This is a genomic window from Arachidicoccus sp. (assembly GCF_050436765.1).
Classification (GTDB): domain Bacteria; phylum Bacteroidota; class Bacteroidia; order Chitinophagales; family Chitinophagaceae; genus Arachidicoccus.
On sequence record NZ_JBNQGD010000207.1, the window covers coordinates 1 to 1423 of the forward strand.

A 1423-nucleotide genomic window follows, 5' to 3' on the forward strand; every position below is an offset into this window, starting at 1 on the left:
TTCAGATCAATGGAATGATTATAAGGAATGGAAAACTTTGTACCTGTGGCTATTATTCCTTTGATGGATTTTCAACAACTACTAATGGTAAAGCGTTCATATGAACTCAGATTTTAGCCTTATATACTGCTCAAAATCCTGCATCTCAAGGATTGTATGCACTAGATATAAAAGGAAAAGCTTATATAAGTTCTGGCGGGGCATTTGTATTGCAAGCTACTCTAGTAGGCGGAACTATGCAGTTCTTAGACTGCTATCAAATAATTAGTGGCTCAGCATTTATATTTGACAGGGCAGCTGGTTCTGAGTATGTTTATAATATGATTACCAATGCCTATACGGTTGGTAATACATATGTAGCTGGATATTTCTGCGCTGTTGTTGATAATTATTTAATAACAGCTAACACAAATCAACCCACTGACTCTCCAGCAATTAAATCTAATAGGTATAATTGGTCTTCACCATTTGGATATACTATATGGAACCCAGCTGTAGACAGAACTTCTGGATTTAATACACTTTCAGAAATTCAAAACTATATAAGTGCTATTTTTGCACTCGGTAATGTTGGTTATATTCTTGGGGATCAGACACTAACTCAACTTACTCCAACTGGTATAGGTATTCAACCATTTGACGCTACAACTGTTTGGGGGAGCGGCTATGGTGTTGGTTGCACATTTCCTAAAACATTTGCGCAATATGGTAATGTGACTGGCTGGATTAATGACAATGATATATACCTATTTGGTGGTGGGTTGCCACAGCCTATTGGTGGTTCTGCAAAAAATGCTATCTATGATGACATAAATAATTTGTCAATCGCTGGCAGACAAAATATGGTATCTGCTGTATTTGCAAATGGTTTTAATAATTATAATGATCCAGAATTGACTTATAATATTTTAATTATTCACACAGCAGGAAGTGGAGCTAATTACTCTGTTACTGGTATAGTTTGGGAATATAATTTACATAACAAAACATGGACGAGACAAGAAGTTGATATTTTAGCATACATATTGTCAGCTACTGGTTATAGTATTGGCGAATTTAGTGTATTAGATGATGTCACTATTATCGGCATTTCAAAATCTTTGTTGTCCTCGCAACTAGGAGGCACGTCTGGACCTTCTAGGATATGGCCTGTTATTGTAGTTAATTCTGTTTTTGTTATAGCTTCTGTAGTTACTTTGACTTCAGTTGCATTGCTTAAAAGTGCAAATATAACAGGTCAGCCATCCAATTTTATATCTTACACACCAGCTATGTCTTTAGTATTTCGCCAAGAAGAAATTAAACTAGCCCGACAGCCACAGATTAGATTCGTAGTAGTTAAAGCATGTGGATTTGGTACGTTGAATATCACTGTCGGAAATGTAGCATTCACCTCAATAGTATTAAATAGTTCGATCGTAAA

At 35.7% G+C, this 1423-nt stretch carries 1 protein-coding gene; it reads left to right on the top strand.

Features of this window, described 5'->3' with window-relative positions; translation table 11 throughout:
• Positions 1 to 152: 152 nt before the first annotated feature.
• Positions 153 to 1423, top strand: a 1271-nt coding sequence (locus ACQR30_RS09120) for a hypothetical protein (RefSeq protein WP_429734252.1), incomplete at its 3' end; no start/stop codon positions are given.